The organism is Pelagibius sp. (assembly GCF_028281305.1).
Taxonomy (GTDB): Bacteria; Pseudomonadota; Alphaproteobacteria; order Kiloniellales; family Kiloniellaceae; genus Pelagibius.
Window position 1 is genome coordinate 40,954 of the sequence record NZ_JANQKD010000045.1, and the last position, 16,394, is coordinate 57,347.

General features: G+C 64.8%; 14 protein-coding genes. 2 read left to right on the forward strand and 12 right to left on the reverse strand.

The features are described from left to right. Window positions 1–182 precede the first annotated feature (182 nt). Entirely contained in the window at window positions 183–725 is a 543-nt protein-coding gene (locus tag Q0982_RS11125) for a lipopolysaccharide assembly protein LapB (RefSeq protein ID WP_299395394.1), read from the forward strand. A 128-nt stretch (window positions 726–853) separates the two neighbouring features. On the opposite strand, the gene Q0982_RS11130 is transcribed toward Q0982_RS11125, so the two are convergent. The 8 genes from Q0982_RS11130 to Q0982_RS11165 all read right to left on the reverse strand — a co-directional run bounded on the left by Q0982_RS11130 (window position 854) and on the right by Q0982_RS11165 (window position 9,514). Further along, the gene (locus tag Q0982_RS11130; RefSeq protein ID WP_299395396.1) at window positions 854–1,621 is read right to left on the reverse strand and encodes an SDR family NAD(P)-dependent oxidoreductase; all 768 of its coding nucleotides are present in this window, start codon (window positions 1,619–1,621) and stop codon (window positions 854–856) included. Window positions 1,622–1,690: 69 nt separating this feature from the next. Next, complete coding sequence (locus tag Q0982_RS11135) at window positions 1,691–2,464, reverse strand: ATP-binding cassette domain-containing protein (RefSeq protein ID WP_299395397.1); 774 nt, start codon at window positions 2,462–2,464, stop codon at window positions 1,691–1,693. Between the two features lie 12 nt (window positions 2,465–2,476). After that, window positions 2,477–3,721 (reverse strand): sugar ABC transporter permease, encoded by a 1,245-nt coding sequence (locus Q0982_RS11140; protein ID WP_299395400.1) that lies wholly within the window; start codon window positions 3,719–3,721, stop codon window positions 2,477–2,479. A gap of 134 nt (window positions 3,722–3,855) precedes the next feature. Beyond that, window positions 3,856–4,905, reverse strand: coding sequence for a D-xylose ABC transporter substrate-binding protein (xylF, locus tag Q0982_RS11145; RefSeq protein ID WP_322097007.1), 1,050 nt, complete (start codon window positions 4,903–4,905; stop codon window positions 3,856–3,858). Window positions 4,906–5,062: 157 nt separating this feature from the next. Next, on the reverse strand, window positions 5,063–6,817 hold the full coding sequence (locus Q0982_RS11150) for an FG-GAP-like repeat-containing protein (protein ID WP_299395402.1): 1,755 nt from the start codon (window positions 6,815–6,817) through the stop codon (window positions 5,063–5,065). Between the two features lie 16 nt (window positions 6,818–6,833). Next, window positions 6,834–7,529, reverse strand: a complete 696-nt coding sequence (locus Q0982_RS11155) for a pentapeptide repeat-containing protein (RefSeq protein WP_299395404.1) — start codon at window positions 7,527–7,529, stop codon at window positions 6,834–6,836. 90 nt (window positions 7,530–7,619) lie between these two features. Beyond that, window positions 7,620–8,456 (reverse strand): amidohydrolase, encoded by an 837-nt coding sequence (locus tag Q0982_RS11160; RefSeq protein WP_299395406.1) that lies wholly within the window; start codon window positions 8,454–8,456, stop codon window positions 7,620–7,622. Between the two features lie 23 nt (window positions 8,457–8,479). Further along, window positions 8,480–9,514, reverse strand: coding sequence for an aldo/keto reductase (locus Q0982_RS11165; protein WP_299395408.1), 1,035 nt, complete (start codon window positions 9,512–9,514; stop codon window positions 8,480–8,482). Between the two features lie 185 nt (window positions 9,515–9,699). Between Q0982_RS11165 and Q0982_RS11170 the strand changes: the two genes are divergently transcribed. Then, entirely contained in the window at window positions 9,700–11,475 is a 1,776-nt protein-coding gene (locus tag Q0982_RS11170; RefSeq protein WP_299395411.1) for an ATP-binding protein, read from the forward strand. 33 nt (window positions 11,476–11,508) lie between these two features. Here the strand turns inward: Q0982_RS11170 and Q0982_RS11175 are convergent, their stop codons facing one another. From Q0982_RS11175 to Q0982_RS11190, 4 genes are all read right to left on the reverse strand, one after another. Next, window positions 11,509–12,594 (reverse strand): ABC transporter ATP-binding protein, encoded by a 1,086-nt coding sequence (locus tag Q0982_RS11175; RefSeq protein WP_299395412.1) that lies wholly within the window; start codon window positions 12,592–12,594, stop codon window positions 11,509–11,511. A gap of 97 nt (window positions 12,595–12,691) precedes the next feature. Further along, the gene (locus Q0982_RS11180; protein WP_299395414.1) at window positions 12,692–14,146 is read right to left on the reverse strand and encodes an extracellular solute-binding protein; all 1,455 of its coding nucleotides are present in this window, start codon (window positions 14,144–14,146) and stop codon (window positions 12,692–12,694) included. 112 nt (window positions 14,147–14,258) lie between these two features. Further along, window positions 14,259–15,266, reverse strand: coding sequence for a carbohydrate ABC transporter permease (locus tag Q0982_RS11185; protein ID WP_299395416.1), 1,008 nt, complete (start codon window positions 15,264–15,266; stop codon window positions 14,259–14,261). Then, a complete protein-coding gene (locus Q0982_RS11190; protein ID WP_299395418.1) occupies window positions 15,263–16,132 on the reverse strand; it encodes a carbohydrate ABC transporter permease in 870 nt (289 codons plus the stop codon). The genes Q0982_RS11185 and Q0982_RS11190 overlap by 4 nt, the downstream gene beginning before the upstream one ends. Window positions 16,133–16,394: the final 262 nt, after the last annotated feature.

Here is a 16,394-nt window from a genome sequence, read left to right on the forward strand (position 1 = left end):
GCCCTATCGATTCTTCGTTCCTGGACTATCCCTGGCCAGGGCATCCGCCAAGGCGCCGGGCGGCACCTCCCGCACTATCGGCGGCGAGGTTGAAACCCTTTCCGGGCCCGGCCCGTAGGTAGGGACAAAGCACAGCCGCCGGATCAAGCGACGGCGCCATCCACAGAAGAAAGGATCTGACGATGAACGCAAGCGCCCGGCGCAACCAAAGCCCCACCCGCACCATGGTCTTTCGGCTCTTCGCTGCCGCTGCGGTGGTGACGGCCCTGGCCGCGCCCGCCGCCCCAGCGCTTGCCGCGGGCTGGAGCAGCAACGAAACGACGACCGCCGCGGATAAGGACTATGTCCAGGCGGAAAAACACATCGAGGCGGGCGACTACGAAAGGGCCATCGCCCACCTGACCAAGGCCGCCGAGCGGCAGCCCAAGAACGCCGACATCTTCAACTACCTGGGCTACACGAACCGCAAGCTCGGCAACTACGACGTGGCGCTGACCCACTACCAGCGCGCCCTTTCCCTCGATCCCAGTCACCGCGGTGCCCACGAGTACCTGGGCGAGCTCTATCTGACCACCGGTGAGATCGAGAAGGCCGAGGCGCAGCTCAGCAAGCTGGACTCGCTCTGCTTCTTCGGCTGCGAGGAGTACCGCGTGTTGAAAGCGAAGATCGCCGAATACAAGGAGCGTCAGGCAGCGCTTCCGAATTCGAACAGCAGCGCGAACTGACGCGCTGGAGAGCTGAGGCGGGGGCCCGCCCCCTCGCCTTCAGGCGGGGTGGTTGCCGTGCGTAGCAGAGCGGCGCCTGCGCCGGCAACCACCCGCACGCCTCTGCACCCTTCCGTCAAAAGCGCCTGTCAAACCCAGCCGCCGTCTGCGACATAGCTCTGGTTGGTAAAGGCGCCGGCATCGTCGGAAGCAAAGAACAGGATCGCCTTGGCGATGTCTTCCGGATAGAGCTTGCGCTTCAGGCACTGGCTCTTCATCAGATCCTCCTCCGCTTCCGGCGTCAGCCAGAGATCGATCTGGCGCTGCGTCATGATCCAGCCGGGCACCACGCAGTTGACGCGGATGTTCTTGGGTCCGAGGTCCCGGGCCAAGGCCCGCGTCAGGCCCGCCACTGCCGACTTGGCGGTTGTGTAGCAGGGCATCCCGCCCTGCCCGATCATCCAGGATACCGAGCCGACATTGACGATAGCCCCGCCGCCGGCGGCTTCCATGTCCGGGTAGACCGCCTGTGCGGCAAAGAACTGATGCTTCAGATTGACGGCGATCCGGTCATCCCAGAATTCCGGAGTGACCTCGTCGATGTCGTGGCGCTGATCGTTGGCCGCGTTGTTGATCAACACCGTGATGGGGCCGAGCGCCGTCCGGATCTGGCCGATTGCGGCACGCAGCGCCTCGATATCCCTGAGATCGCAGGCCACGAAGAGCGGCTTGTGGTGGCCTGCCGCCTCCATCCGGCTCACCAGTTCCCCCGCGCAGTCCGCATCGATATCGACAAAGCCGACCTTCGCGCCCTGCTGGCAGAAGTGCTCGACAATCGCCGCACCGATGCCGCTGCCGCCACCGGTGACGAAAACGACACGGTCCTTCAGGCTGGGATAGATCGCAGTTCCTGTCATCTCGAAGGGTACCTCTGGAATTGGGCAGGCTTCGTCTGTGGCCGGCCGGCGTACGGCGCAGCGGAGCGGTCAGTGACGGGCGGCCATGTCCTCCGGCGTCTCCTCACCCGGCAACTTGCCCAGGATGATCATGCCGAGGACCTCGTCCTTGGTGACGCTGGAGGTCTTGCGCGTGCCGACCAGGCGGCCGTTCTTCATCACCGAAACGCGGTCCGAGAGATCGAAGACGTCGTGCAGGTCGTGGCTGATGAGAAAGATGCCGATGCCGTCCTTCTTCAACTGCTGGATCAGGTCGGCGACCATGGCGGTCTCCTGCGGCCCCAGCGCCGCGGTCGGCTCGTCCATGATCAGGATCTTGGCGTTGAAGAGGATGGCCCGGGCGATGGCGACCGATTGGCGCTGCCCGCCCGACATGTTCTTCACCGGATCCTTGATGTTGGTGAAGTTGGGATTGAGGCGGTGCAGCACCGCACGCGCCTGGTGTTCCATGGCGTCGTCGTCCAGGGTGCCGAAGGCGGTCATCAGCTCGCGGCCGAGGAAGAGATTGGCGGGCGCATCCAGATTGTCGGCCAGCGCCAGAGTCTGATAGATGGTCTCGATGCCGAACTTACGCGCGTCGCGCGGCGTTTCGATGACAGCGCGCTCGCCATTCACGTAGATTTCGCCCCCATCGCAAGGATAGGCCCCCGCAAGCGTCTTGATCAGGGTCGACTTGCCGGCACCGTTGTGGCCGAGCAGACCGACGACCTCGCCGGGGTAGAGATCGACCGAGACCTCGTCGACCGCCTGAACGCCGCCGAAGCGCTTCGAGATGTTGCGCATCTCCACGAGAGGTGTGGTCATGGCTCTCCCCTCCTACCGCCGGCCGCGGTTGTAGACGACGTCGAACCAGACGGCGGCGACCAGAACCAGGCCGATGACAATCTGGCGGACGGCGCTGGACACACCGAGCAGAACCATACCGTTGTCCAGGCTCTGCATGATCACGGCCCCCAGGATCGCCCCCGGGATTGTGCCGATGCCGCCGGCCAGCGAGGTGCCGCCGATGACCGCGGCGGCGATCACGTTCAACTCTGCCAGGGTTCCCATCGAATTGGTCCCGGCATTGAGACGCGCCGTGGTGATGACAGCGGCGACGGCACAGAGGACACCCATGACCACGAAGATCATCACGGTCGTACGCTTCACGTTGATGCCGGACAGGGCCGCCGCCTCCGGATTGCCGCCCATGGCAAAGACGTAGCGCCCGAACTTGGTGAAGCGCGACAGGAAGGCCATCACGATGACCACCGTCAGCATGATCAGCACGGGAACCGGAATGCCGCGGGGAATATCGCTGCGCGGCTTGGTGTAGGCGTTCATCACAAGGACGAAACCGATGATCAGGAACGACCAGACCGCGATCATGGCCAGCTCCGCCCAGAGCGGCTTCATCGGAAAGCCGTAGCGCGCCCGCTTCGCCCGCGCCTTCAGGCTGAAGAAGGCCACCGCCGCCACGGCGATCAGGCCGAGGGTCCAACTCGCCGTGGCGCCGATCGAGCCGTCGATCCCGCCGCCGAGCAGTTGATAGGTCGGGTCCAGCGGGGCCACCGTGCGACCGTCGGTGATCATGAAGGCGGCGCCACGGAACATCAGCAGCCCGCCCAGGGTGACGACGAAGGCCGGAACGCCGCCGAAGGCGACCCAGGATCCCTGCCAGATGCCGACCAGAACGCCCAGGAAGACGCCGAGCAGGATAGTCAGCGGCCAGTTCCATGCTGCGCCCAAGGGGAAAACCTCGACCTGCAGGAAGGCGATGCACATGCCAAGGAAGCCGAGCACCGAACCGACGGAGAGATCGATGTGGCGGGCGACGATGACCAGGACCATGCCGGTTGCCATGACGCCGACGACCGAGCTTTGGACCGCAAGGTTGTAGAGGTTGCGTGGCGTCAGGAAGATCCCCCCCGTCATCAGGTTGAGGATGATCCAGATCGCGATGAGCGCCCCCAGCATTGCCAGAAGGCGGGTGTCGAGCCCGGTAAGCCGTGAGAACTGCTCCATGGCCGACAGCCGGGGAGCCGTCCCCAGGGGCGCATTGACGTCAGCGTCGCTAGCCATTCGATTTTCCAGTCAGCCAGCGCCGCGGCCCGCCCATCGCTGAACGGCGCGCGGCCCTGACCCTTCCCTTGCTGGGCGGGCGCCCGATTTCCGCCTGGAGAGGCCGCCCGCCCTTGCTTTGCTGTGAGACCGCGCTACTTGCAGGCGGCCGGCGCAGAGGACGCGTCCACGCCCTGGCAGACGACGTTCTTACCGACCCAGCCGGCGTCGATCACCACGTTGAGGTTCTCAGACGTGATGGGGATCGGACTCAGGAAGATGGCATCCATGGTGACACCCCTGGGACCGTCGCTCCACTTGGTCGCGCCGGGCACCTGATCGGCCGCCGTCCCCTTTGCCAGTTCGACCGCGATGGCGGCTGCGGCCTTGCCAAGCTCGCGCGCATCCTTCCAGACGCTCACGGTCTGCAGACCCTTGGCGACGCGGTTGAGCGCTGCATGGTCGCCGTCCTGCCCCGAAACCGGCAGGCCTTCCATCCCCTGCGCCGTCAGGGCGGCAACCACGCCGCCGGCGGTCCCGTCGTTGGAGGCGACCACTGCATCCACCTTGTTGTCGTTGGCGGTCAGGATCTGCTCCATGTTTTTCTGGGCGTTCTCCGGCAGCCAGGCATCGGTGTACTGCTCGCCGACCACCTTTATGTCGCCGGACTGGATGGCGGCATCCAGCACCTCAAGCTGACCGGAATGGAGGAAATCGGCGTTGGGATCAGCGGACGAGCCCTTGATGAAGACGTAGTTGCCCTTGGGCTGAACCTTGAAGACTTCGCGTGCCTGGATGCGGCCGACCTCTTTGTTGTCGAAGGTCAGATAGAAGACGCCGGGAACCTCGATCAGGCGGTCGTAACCGACCACCGGAATTCCCTCGGCGCTGGCCTTGCTGATCCCCGGGACAACCGCCGAGGCATCCTGCGCCAGGACGATGAGCGCCGTGGCGCCACGGGCGATCAGGCCCTCGATGTCGGCGATCTGCTTCTCGTTAGAGGATTGGGCGTCGGCGCTGATATAGGTCGCGCCCAGACGCTCCAGCTCGGCCTTCATGGCCGCTTCATCGGTTTTCCAGCGCTCTTCCTGGAAGTTCGACCAGCTGACACCGACGACGGTCTGCGCCGTCGCAACACCGGCGGCCGCAGCAATCAATCCCACCGCCATCACGCCGGCGGCCAGTCCATGAACCACGCGTTTCATGAGTTCCTCCCTGTTGGTCCACCGCAGGGTCATCCCGCAGCGCCTGCTCGTTCCAACGAATCTTGTTCTCTCAGCCCATATTTGACGTACGTACCCGCTCTGTCAATAAGCTGTTTTCCTCAGGAAGCGGGAAAGCCGTTATGCAGATTTGATGGAATCACCTCATTGCGGTTGATTGCTCTGCGATCCAGCGCCGCACCTGCTGCACTTCCGTGACGCGATCGCCCACCGCGTCGTTGCGCACCACCGCGACGAAGCGGTCCGGGGAAACCGGCAGCCAGGCCCCCCACCCGCCGTGCGGCCAGCGGACCCGCACCTCGGCGGCTTCGGCATCGCCCAATCCGAAATGATGCCAGCCGAGACCGCCGCTGGCGTGACCCCCGCCGACGAAGACCTCCCGGCGCTGCACACGTCCGGCGGAACGCAGCTCGATCCAGGCGCCGACCGCATCGCGGTTGCCGCCGTCCTGGCGCAGGCGCAGACCCAGCCAGTGGCCCTCCGCGCCTGCCTGCTCGGCATCTGCCCTCAGGCCGAGATTGCGCCAGACCTGGGCCGGTTGCTTGCGGTTCACCACCACCACGTCCAGCAGGCCATCGGCGTTGAGGTCCACGACCGCCGCGCCCCGTCCGCGCGCACCGCTATCCAGCCCTGCCAGACCGCCGGCTTCGACGAAACGCCCGTCGGGCAGGCCGAGCAGCAGGTTGTTGGGGTCATCCAGGGCAAAGTTCTCCATCGCCTCGATGTTGCCCTTGGCGACGAAGAGGTCGGCCAGGGTGTCGTTGTTCACGTCCTGGAACTCGGCATGCCAGGCGGTCGAAGGCTTGCTTTGGTCGCCCTGGTAGGGCCGGTGCGCGGTCACGCCCCGGGCAAAGGCGATATCGCGGTAGGCCGGTCTCTGCACCGCACCCGCGCCCGCCGGTTCAAGCGTGCGCAGCTTGTTGTCGGCCATGGAGGTCAGGAAGTAGTCGGGCAGACCGTCGCCGGTGACATCATGGCTCGCAATACCCATGCCCCAGACCTCCAGCCTCGCCCAGCCTTCGTCGCGGGTAAAGAGCCGCGGCGGGCCGCCCGGCGGAACCTGCCAGAGCTGTTCTTCGCCGCCGCGGTAGTATTCCCGGTCGTTGCTGACCCTGAGGTCGGAGGCACCGTCGCCGTCCCAGTCCGTGAACAGGACGGAGAGCGCACAGTGACCCGGCGCCAGGGCGATCGGCGCGGCAAAGGCGCGATCGTCACCGGCGGGGCGGTGCAACGCGTTGTCGAAGCAGGTGCCCCAGGGCGCGCCGGGCTGCTCCAGATCGATGTAGTTGCCGATGGCGAGGCTCGGCCAGTCCGCCCCTTCTTCCCAAGTTGCGGAAAGCGCGGTGGACCAGGCATTGCCGCCGTCAAAGCCCCAGATCTCGTTGGCGCGCTCGAAGCGGCAGTCCCCGAGGCCACGGAAGAGAATGTTCTCGCCGAACCGCAGCACGGCCAGATCCTGGTGAGCGTCGCCGTCGATATCCAGGGCGTAGGCGCCGGTGACGGCGTCCAGTACCAGCGGTGACTCCGCCACCGCCTCAAAGGCCAAGGGGCCGCCTGGGGTGCCGCGGTTCCGCAGCAGCTTGGCCGGCGCGGCCCCTCCGGCAAGGTAAAGGTCGGTCATGCCGTTGTCGTCGCAGTCGAGATGGGCCAGCCCACCGCCGACGACATACCTGCGCTCACCCAGATAGCTGTGGTTCAGGCCGCTTTGCCGGGTTTCCTCGGCGAAGCGCGGCACCGGGACCGCAAGACCAGCCGCAGCATCGCCGGCGAGCCCCGTTGCCGCTTCCTGCGAAGAGCGTTGTTCCTGAGAGGCGTCGGGCGGCTGGGCGCAACCGAAGAGCAGAAGGCAGAGCGCCAGCATCTTGCCGCAGCGCCATGCCCGCTCCCGCTGCATCGCTTCCACCCGCCCCTCAGTCGTCCGAGCAGGGCCAGTTTGACGGGCGCACGAGGCCGGCCGGCAGAACCGTCGCGTCGTCGCCGCAGGCAACGTCCAACTGATGTTGCTCCAGGCCCGTGATCTCCGAAAGGTCTGCCCCTTCAAAACGGGTAAGGTAGGTGTAGGCCCCGCTAAAGTTGCTGCCGGCAAGGCGCGCGCCCTTGAAGATCGCCCGTGCGATCTCCGCGCGGCTGAGATCTGCCCCCTCCATGTTCGCGTCCGAGAGGATGGAGCGTCCGAATTCGACCTTGACCATGACCGCACCGGAGAAGTCCGCTCCCGTGAAATCGGCGCGCGCCATCTCGGCCTTGGTCATGTCAACGCCGACCAGCCTCGCCTTGCGGAAATTGGCGCGGTCGGCGTTCGTCTTGATCATGCGTGCCTCACTCAGGTCGGCCCCCTCCAGCCGCGCCTTGGAGAACTCCGCCTCGCTCAGATCGGCTTTCACAAAGCGCACGCTCTTGAGGTCGCTGCGGCTGAAGTCTGTGTAGCCGAACCTGCCGTTGCTGAGATCCTGGCCGGTCAGGTTCAGCCGGCGTTTCTCGCACTTCGTCCAGTCTACGCCGGCCCGGGGCGGGTCGGCGCAGGCCGCCTCCGCCAAGGGCACGCCCCAGACAACACTGAGCGCAAACGCGACAAAGAAGATCGGTCGTCCAAAAAGCGCAGCCATTTGGGTCTTCCTGACAAGTGAATCCGTGGACCTTGTACAACCCAATCGTAGCGAAGCCACAAGGCCTTGAAAAGCAATGGAAGATCCTCGCTACAGGCGATAGGCCCGCACCGCGTTGCCGCCGAAGACCGCAGCCTTGTCGGCCTCGCTGAGATCCGCCAAAAGCCCCTGCGCTGCCGTCCACCAGTCGTCGTAACTGGCGGTCAACGTCAAGACGGGCCAGTCGCTGCCCCAGATCAGGCGCTCGGGGCCGAAAACCTCCAACAGGTGCTCGACATAGGGACGCAGCCCCGCCGGCGTCCAGCCCGGCCCCGCCTCGGTGATCAGGCCGGACAACTTGCAGAAGGCAGCCGTATCCCGCGCCACAGCGGCCATCTGCGCGGCCCAGTCGGTAAAGTGCCCGGCCTCGATCTCCGGCTTTGCGCCGTGGCAGATCACCGCGCGCAGGTCCGGGTGGCGGCCGAGCAGCGTCAAGAGGTTTGGCAGATGGGTCGGCCGCACCAGGCAATCGAAGGTCAGATCCTTACGCACCAGGACCTCGAAAGCCGGGGTCAAGGCGTCGCCCAGCATCCAGTCCGGGTCCGCGATGTCATGGATCATCGGCCGCACGCCCTTGAAGGCCGGGTCGGCAGCAAGGTCTTCGAGACTGTCCTCCGCCGCAGCCTCGTCCATCGCCACCCAACCGACGACGCCGGCCACCTGCGGCATCGCTGCCGCCTGCTGCAGCAGGAAGCGACTCTCGGCGACCGTCGCGGCAGCCTGGACCAGCACGACCCGGTCCACCCCGGCGCCAGCAAGCAGGGGCCGCAGGTCCCCCGCCGCAAAGTCGCGCCGGATCGGCGCCAGGGCCTCGGTTCCCGGACCGATCATCCAGTCGTAATCCCCGCGGGCGATCTGCCAGAGGTGGACGTGGCTGTCGACAATCATGGCGGTCTCTCAACTTCCTACGGTCAGGCCGGCAGCGGCGCATCGCGGCGCAGCAACCCCTCGCCCACCAAGTCGTTCCACAACGCGGCCGGAATCGGCTGATCGAAGGTGGCCAGGTTGCGCGCCACCTCCTGGGGCCTCCGCGCGCCCGGAATGATGGCCGCCACCGAGGGATGGCCCAGCGGGAAGCGCAGGGCGGCGCTGGCCAGCGGCACGCCGTGACTGCGGCAGACCGCTTCGATGCGGTTCACCCTGTCGATGATCTCCGGCGCGGCCGGCTCGTAGTTGTACATGGCGCCCGGCACTGCACCGGTGGCCAGGATGCCGCTGTTGTAGGGCCCGCCGAGGAAGACCCCGATGTCCTTCTCCACGCAGAGCGGCAGAAAGCTGTTCAGCGCCTCCTGCTCCAGCAGGGTATAACGCCCGGCGAGCAGAAAGCAGTCGAAGTCGCCCTCGCCGATCAGGCTCTCGGCCACCTCCCAGTAGTTGAGCCCGGCACCGATGCCGCCAATGTCGCCGTTGCGCCGCAACTCGTCCAGGGCACCGTAGCCGCCGCCCTTGGCACCGCTCAAAAGGGCGCTGCGGTGAGCCTCCGCCTCGGCCTCGGAGCCGATGGAAACCGGCTCCAGATCATGGATCAGCAGCACGTCGATACGGTGCAGACCGAGGCGCTGCAGAGAGTCCTCGAAGGAGCGCATGACCCCATCGTAGCTGTAGTCGAAGACCGGCTTGAAGGGCAGCGCCCCCTTGAAGACCCCCGGCCATTCGTCATCCGGATCGTGAGGGCGGATCAGACGGCCGATCTTGGTCGACAGCACGAAGGCATCGCGCGGCTGATTGCGCAGGAATTCTCCGACCCGGTGTTCGGCCAGGCCATAGCCATAAAACGGCGCGGTGTCGATGAAATGCAGGCCCGCATCCCAGGCCGCAGCCACGGTTTCCGTGGCGACCCGGTCATCGATCTTCTCATAGAGATTGCCCAGCGGCGCAGTGCCGAAGCCGATCTCGGTCACCTGAAGGCCGGTCTTGCCCAGCCTGCGCTTCGTCGGACTCGTCATGGCCATGTGGTCTTCCTCTCATGCGACAAAACCGTGCCTGGAGTGTAACCCCATTCATTCCGGTCTTCGCGCCAAAACAATGCCTTATAAGGCTCAGTTCGAAGGGGAGATCACGCAATTACAATCAGTTAACCATTGTGTTTGTATGCTGCCGGATTGGCAAGAAGGCGGGCTTGGCAGCGCTGATGGACACATTCTGGGAAGCGATCGCGCGTGGCTACGTGCCCTTCATCGCGAACATCGGGCTGCTCGCACTTCTGGCTTGGTCCGTCTCCGCTTTGGCGCGCAGCCCCTTTACTCTTCAGACCAGGCAGACCAAGACGGCGAAAGCCGGCCTCGGCTTGCTCTTCGGCGTAACCTCCGCAGGTCTCATGTTTGTGCCGATCGAGCTGGAGCCGGGCATATTCGGTGACGGCAGAGGCGCCCCGTTGCTTCTGGCAGGGGTCGTTGGCGGCCCGCTTGCGGCGGCGATCACGACCACCATTGTCGCCTTGACCCGCCTTTCAATCGGCGGTGCCGGAATGGCCAGCGGCCTCGTCTATGTCGTCACCTTGGGCGCCATCGGCCTGACCTACCACTACTTCATCCGCAGCCGGGCCACGGCAGCGACCGATGTGAAGCGGCTGACCCTGCTGGCCGCGGGGGCGTCTGTGGCGACCCTCCCGGTCGTGCTGCTGCTGCCGCCGGAAAAGCAGCTGGCGGCGCTGATGACCATCTGGCCGAAGCTCACCATTGCGAACGTCGTCGGCGTGGGTGTTCTGGGCTCGCTCCTGGGCCGGGAGATCCAGCGCCTGAAATGGGAGACGGCGCTGGTTCGCAGCGAACAGCGCTTCCGCGACTTCGCGAAGTCGGCCTCCGACTGGTACTGGGAGACCAATGCGGAGCTGAAGTTCATCTACGTCTCCGAACGCTACAGACAGATCACGGGCTTCGACGGGGCAACGATACTGGGCCGGACACGCCATCAGGTCACCATGGAGGAGACCGACAACGAGAAATGGGCCCAGCATCTGGCGGACCTGCACAGCCACCGCCCCTTCAGAGAGTTCTCCTACAAGCTGAGGACGGCGGACGGCGACGTCATCACCATCGCCATCAACGGCGTGCCGATCTTTGACGCGGGCGGCGCGTTCATGGGCTACCGCGGCATCGGCACCGATATCACACAGCGGGTCGAGGCCGAGCAGGCCATTCTACAGGCGAGAGACAAAGCCGAGGAAGCCAACAAAGCGAAGTCCGCCTTCCTGGCCAACATGAGCCACGAGCTTCGCACCCCCTTGAACGCGATCATCGGTTTCTCAGAGGTCATCAGAGACCAGTCCGCCGAGCCGGTTATTGCCAAGTACCGAGAGTACGCCGCGGATATCCACGATTCGGCCCAGCACCTGACCAGCCTGATCAACGACATTCTCGACCTCTCCAAGATAGAGTCGGGTGCCGCCGACGAACTGGCCGAAGAGGAAGTGGACATTTTCGAGATTGCGGCTTCGGCTGAGCGTCTGGTGCAGCCGCGCGCCGCCGAAGGCGGCGTGGCCCTGGAGTTCGAAATTTCTCAGGACTCGCCCCCGCTTTCCGCCGACGCCCGCAAACTGAAGCAGATCCTGGTCAATCTGCTCACAAATGCCGTGAAGTTCAGTCCAAAGGGAAGCAAGGTCACGACCCGGGCCTGCCCGGCGCCTGACGGCGGCTATATGATCCAGGTGTGCGACGAGGGTATCGGCATCGCAGCAGAGGACATTCCAAAGGCCATGTCCCTGTTCGGGCAGATCGACGGCGGCCTCAATCGCAAGTACGAGGGCACGGGCCTGGGCCTTCCCCTGATCAAGGCGCTGACGGAGCAGCATGGCGGCAGCTTCACACTGGAAAGCCGGCCCGATATAGGAACGACGGTTACAGTGCTGCTGCCGACGCAGCGGCTGCTGCCGAAAAAGCCGCCGCAGGCGGCCAAGGCCTACGGCTGAAGGCCGGCCAGGGGCATAGGTCTGGGCTTCGCTCTATATGCAACTGCCGGTTTCCGGGTCGAAGATGTGCATCTTGCTCATATCGAGGGAAATCGGGACCATCTCGTCCGGCGCGGCCGGAAAGTGGGAGTCGACCTGGGCGGTGTAGCCGCGGCCGGCGGCTTCGCCGATGATCAGGGTGTGAGGCCCCAAGGGCTCGATCGTTCTGGCGGTCATGCGGATCACCGCAGCACCTGTGTCGCCGCCCGCATTGTGCTCGGGGCGGATGCCGAAGGTCACCGCCCGGTCCTTGTAGAGGCCGTACCGCTCCCAACGCTCCGGCGGGATCGCCAGTTCGCTGCCATCCTCCAGACGCAGCGCCAGGCCCTCGCCCTTTGCGGTCACCTGGGCGGGGACGAAATTCATCGAGGGCGCGCCGATGAAGGCGGCGACAAAGGTGTTGGCCGGGCGCTCGTAGAGCGTGATGGGGTCGGCGGCCTGTTCGATCCGCCCCTCGTTCATCACCACCACGCGGTCAGCCATGGTCATGGCCTCGACCTGATCGTGAGTCACATAGACCATGGTGCTGTTGAGACGCCGGTGCAGGCTCTTGATCTCCGTGCGCATCTCGATACGCAGCTTTGCATCCAGGTTCGACAAGGGCTCGTCGAAGAGGAAGACATCGGGCTGGCGCACGATGGCCCGCCCGATGGCGACACGCTGGCGCTGGCCGCCGGAGAGCTGCTTGGGCCGCCGCTGGAGATAGGGTTCCAGCCCCAGAATGCGCGCTGCTTCGGCGATCCGCGCCTCGATCTCGGCTTTCGGCATCCGCCTGACCTTCATCCCGTAGCCGATGTTGTCGGCAACGGTCATATGCGGATAGAGGGCATAGTTCTGGAACACCATGGCGCAGTTGCGCAGGCCCGGGCGCAGTTCCGTCACGTCCCGCGCGCCTATCGTGATGGTGCCGCCGGAGGCCGCCTCGAGCCCCGCGATCATGCGCAGGGTGGTGGTCTTGCCGCAGCCCGAGGGTCCGACAAGGACCACGAACTCCGTGTCCGCGATCTCCAGATCCAGTGCCGGGATGACGGTCACCTCGTCAAAGGCCTTGCTGACACCCTGTAAACGCACATCGGCCATAGAAACGGGGCCCCTCAACACCAAAGCATAACAGTCAGAAGAAGGCGCCGGGCCCCGGGAATGAAAGCCCGGTGCCCGGCATCAGAGCATCAGCGCCTCAGAGCGGCGGCAGTCCCATGGAGGCCCGGTAGGCCGCCAATTGGTCCTCGCGGCCGAACTCGTCGGTCAACTCGTTCCACTTCTCCGCGATGGCGTCCAAGGCCGCTTGCGGGGAGACCTCCCCGGACAGAGCCTTCGACAGCTCAATCTCCAGTTCCTCTGTATAGCTGAAGTAACCCGGAAGACGCATATCGAGCGCGATGTTCGGTGCCTCCAGGCTGCCGCGCTGAGCGGCGAGGTACATCTTGGCCTCCTCCTCCGAGAAGGTCTTCAGCCAGCGGTCCAGATTGGTGAAGTGCGAGAAGCGGTAGGGGTTGACCCCGGAGCCGCCGGTCACCGCCGCCTGGCCCGAGTTGTCGGGGTTGGACGCCCACTCGACGTAATGCCAGGAGGCATCGAGGTTCTTCGCCGACTGCGGCACCGCCGCCTGCCAGCCACCGTAGGCCATGAAGGGCGAGTGGACCGGCTCGTCGAAGGTGTCCCAGGCGTTGGTCTTGTGGTTCCAGATCTGCGTCGAGCCCGGCGTCAGCGCGGAGCCCACGGACCCCGCCACCTGGCTCTGGGCCTGATCGGACGAGATCGTGCCGGTGTCGCCCCAATCGAAGTTCATGGCCACCTGACCGCCGGCAAAGGCGGTGCGGATATCGCCCGAGGTGTAGTTCAGGGCGCCCGGCGGGGCGTAGCCGACCGAGCGGATGTAGTCCTCAAGCGCCTTCACCCAGCCCTCGTTGTTGACCTGGGCATCCATGGTTTCCGGATCGAAGAACATGCTGCCCGGATTGTTCGGGTTGTTGGTGTAGCTCGCCGCATGGGTGAAGAAGAACCAGAACTGCTGGCCGCCGCGGCGGAAGGCCTCGGCCGTGCCCCAGAGGTTCTCCTCCGGCCGGGTGAAGAACTCCGCGATGTCGTAGTACTGGTCCCAGGTCTCGGGCGCCGCGAGGTCGTAGCCGTACTTGGCCTTGAAGGCCGCCTGCTCCTCGGGGTCGTTGAAGAGGTCGAGACGGTAGGACAGCGTGTGCAGGTCGCCGTCGATGGTCTGCGACAGATGCTTGCCGTTCCACACCATCAGGCGGTCGCGGTAAACCGGGGCAATGTCCTCCCACTCCGCCGTCGTGCGGATCTTCTCCGGCATCTCGGAGAGGTAGGGCGCGAAGTCCGGTGTCCAGGCCGGCGCGAAGGTGATCACGTCGAAGGCGGCTTCGCCCGCCACCATCGCCGTCAGGTACTTGGGATAGAGTTCGCCGAAGGGGAACTCCACCACTTCCACGGTGCCGCAGGTCTGCTTTTCCCAGCTCTCGCCGGCCGCCTGCATTGCCGAGGCAATGAAGGGCCCGGTCTGCGAGCCGACCTTCAGGGTAACCCCGGAGAAGTCCGGCGAGCAGGCGAGCGCTGCCCCCGAGACTCCAAAGGCCACGACCAGTCCGCTGGCCGTGGCGAAGAGATGCTTTTTCATTGGCGTTTCTCCCTTTCTCTCTTGTCTTTGGTTTTGGTGGCCGGCCACCTCTTCACAATCCGCTTTGCTGGGCGTCTTGCAGCGCCGGTCCGTCTTGCTTGTTGTCTTGCTCTCATCGAATGCCGCCCAGGGTGAGGCCGGAGCGCATCAGCTTAGCAAGCAGCATGGCCACCACCATCATCGGCGCGATGCCGAACAGCGCAGCCACAGAAATCGCCCACCACTCGTCGCCGCGGTAGGAGTTCTGGCCCGACAGCAGAATCGGCAGGGTCTGCCATTCCGAAGTGGTCAGCAGCAGGGCGAAGAGGAACTCGTTCCAGATGAAGGCCAGAGTGATCAGCGAGGTGGCGATCAGGCCCGGCCGCGCCATCGGCAGCACGATCTCGAAGAAAATCCGGATCCGCGGGACATCGTCGACCAGCGCAGCTTCCTCGATTTCAACCGGCAGGGCGGCCAGGAAGTCGCGCATCAGCCAGACCACAATGGGAATTGAGAAGGCCGTGTAGCAGAGCACCATGCCGAGGAAGCTGTCCAGCAGCTTAAAGCCCTCCCGCCCGATCTCCGAATAGAGAAGAAACAGGGCAAAGGCCGTGACGATGGGCGGGAACATGCGCTGCGAAACGAACCAGAACAGCACGTCGTTGTTGCCAAGAACCGGCCCCGGAAGCGGCAGGCGGTTGGCCAGCAGGCAGGCAGGCAGCGAGACCGCGAACGCCAGCCCCATGGCCTCGGCCCGGGAGTATCCCAGGGCTTCGTTGAAGAGCACAAACCCGCCGATGGCCACGGCGGCGAAGATCAGCCCGGACAGCAGCCGGACCCGGAACTCGAAACGCACCAGGGCGTAGGCCGCCATGGTGCCGAACAGCACCGCCAGCGCCGTTGCCGTGATCGAGATCAGGGAGGAGTTGACGAAAGGCGCGATGAAGTCGCCGCGAATGCCCGAAAAGGCGTCCCGATAGGCCTGCAGCGTCGGGACGAAGTCGATAAAGGGCAGATAGGTCGGCCCGCCGTTGACCGCGGTGGGCGGCTTTAGGGAGGTGACCAGCGTCCAGTAGAGCGGGAACAGCGTCACCAGCGCCCAGAACAGGCAGAGGCCGAAGACGAGCGGACGGCGCATCATGACCGCTTCTCCAGATGGGGCCGCAGGACCGCCAGGTAGACCACGCCGATCACAATCACCACGATCAGGAAGAGGAAAGACAACGCCGAGGTGTAGCCCAGATTGAACTTCTTGAAGCCCTCCTGGTAGGCATAGAGGGTCAGGGTTTCCGTCGAAATGCCGGGCCCGCCGCCGGTCAGCACGAAAACCGTGTCGATGATCTTGAAGCTTTCGATAATGCGGATAAAGACCACCGCCGCCGAGATCGGCAGCAGCATGGGGAAGGTAATGCCCCAGAACTGCTGCCAGGGCGTGGCGTTCTCCAGCGACGCGGCCTCATAGACATCGCGTGGCAGACTCTGCAGACCGGCCAGCATCAGAAGGATAACAAAGGGCGTCCACTGCCAGACCTCCACGGTCACGATGGTCGCCAAGGCCCAGTTGGCATCGGTCAGAAACGGCAGATTCGGGAAGCCCAGGAGGGTGAAGAAGTGGTTCACCGGGCCCACGGTGGAGTGAAACAGCATCCGCCCCACCAGAGCCACGGCAATCGGCGCCATAAGCATGGGAAAGAGGAAGACGACCCGGAACAGGCGTTCGCCCGGCACCCGGCTGAACAAGGCTAAAGCCACGGCAAAGCCGATGACGTACTGAACCAGGACCGAAGAGAAGACGATGCCTGAGGTTGTGGTGACGACCTGCCAGAAGCGCTCTTCGCCGAGCAGGGACACGTAGTTGTCGAAGCCGATGAAACGCGGCGGACGCGGCGGCACCAGCCGCACGGACTGAAAACTCACGGTCAACGAGTAGATGAGCGGAAACAGCCCGATCAGGAGCACGACGAGAAAGGCAGGCCATATGAAAAGGTACTTGACCGGCTCGCGCAACCTCGGGCTCCCCTCCCGCTGGGAAGCTGCGGCAAAGGCGCGCTCCCGTCGTTGTTCTCAATCCTTGTTGCGGATCAGCCTATTGCAGGCTGCTCTGCATCTCAACCTTCGTGCCATGCTGCAGGTGCACACACCTTTGGCGACGCTTTGCATAAGTGGGACTTGCTCTAGGCTGTGGTGACAATTTGTTTGTTATCTGAGCCATAGCATGATTGCGGCGATGAGCACGAAGCCACGGAAGTTCTGCAAGAGCTTGTCGTAG

Coding starts and splice junctions, on each gene's coding strand:
- Q0982_RS11125 (WP_299395394.1), top strand. CDS start 183: ATGAACGCAAGCGCCCGGCGCAACCAAAGCCCCACCCGCACCATGGTC.
- Q0982_RS11130 (WP_299395396.1), bottom strand. CDS start 1,621: ATGACAGGAACTGCGATCTATCCCAGCCTGAAGGACCGTGTCGTTTTC.
- Q0982_RS11135 (WP_299395397.1), bottom strand. CDS start 2,464: ATGACCACACCTCTCGTGGAGATGCGCAACATCTCGAAGCGCTTCGGC.
- Q0982_RS11140 (WP_299395400.1), bottom strand. CDS start 3,721: ATGGCTAGCGACGCTGACGTCAATGCGCCCCTGGGGACGGCTCCCCGG.
- xylF (WP_322097007.1), bottom strand. CDS start 4,905: ATGAAACGCGTGGTTCATGGACTGGCCGCCGGCGTGATGGCGGTGGGA.
- Q0982_RS11150 (WP_299395402.1), bottom strand. CDS start 6,817: ATGCAGCGGGAGCGGGCATGGCGCTGCGGCAAGATGCTGGCGCTCTGC.
- Q0982_RS11155 (WP_299395404.1), bottom strand. CDS start 7,529: ATGGCTGCGCTTTTTGGACGACCGATCTTCTTTGTCGCGTTTGCGCTC.
- Q0982_RS11160 (WP_299395406.1), bottom strand. CDS start 8,456: ATGATTGTCGACAGCCACGTCCACCTCTGGCAGATCGCCCGCGGGGAT.
- Q0982_RS11165 (WP_299395408.1), bottom strand. CDS start 9,514: ATGACGAGTCCGACGAAGCGCAGGCTGGGCAAGACCGGCCTTCAGGTG.
- Q0982_RS11170 (WP_299395411.1), top strand. CDS start 9,700: ATGGACACATTCTGGGAAGCGATCGCGCGTGGCTACGTGCCCTTCATC.
- Q0982_RS11175 (WP_299395412.1), bottom strand. CDS start 12,594: ATGGCCGATGTGCGTTTACAGGGTGTCAGCAAGGCCTTTGACGAGGTG.
- Q0982_RS11180 (WP_299395414.1), bottom strand. CDS start 14,146: ATGAAAAAGCATCTCTTCGCCACGGCCAGCGGACTGGTCGTGGCCTTT.
- Q0982_RS11185 (WP_299395416.1), bottom strand. CDS start 15,266: ATGATGCGCCGTCCGCTCGTCTTCGGCCTCTGCCTGTTCTGGGCGCTG.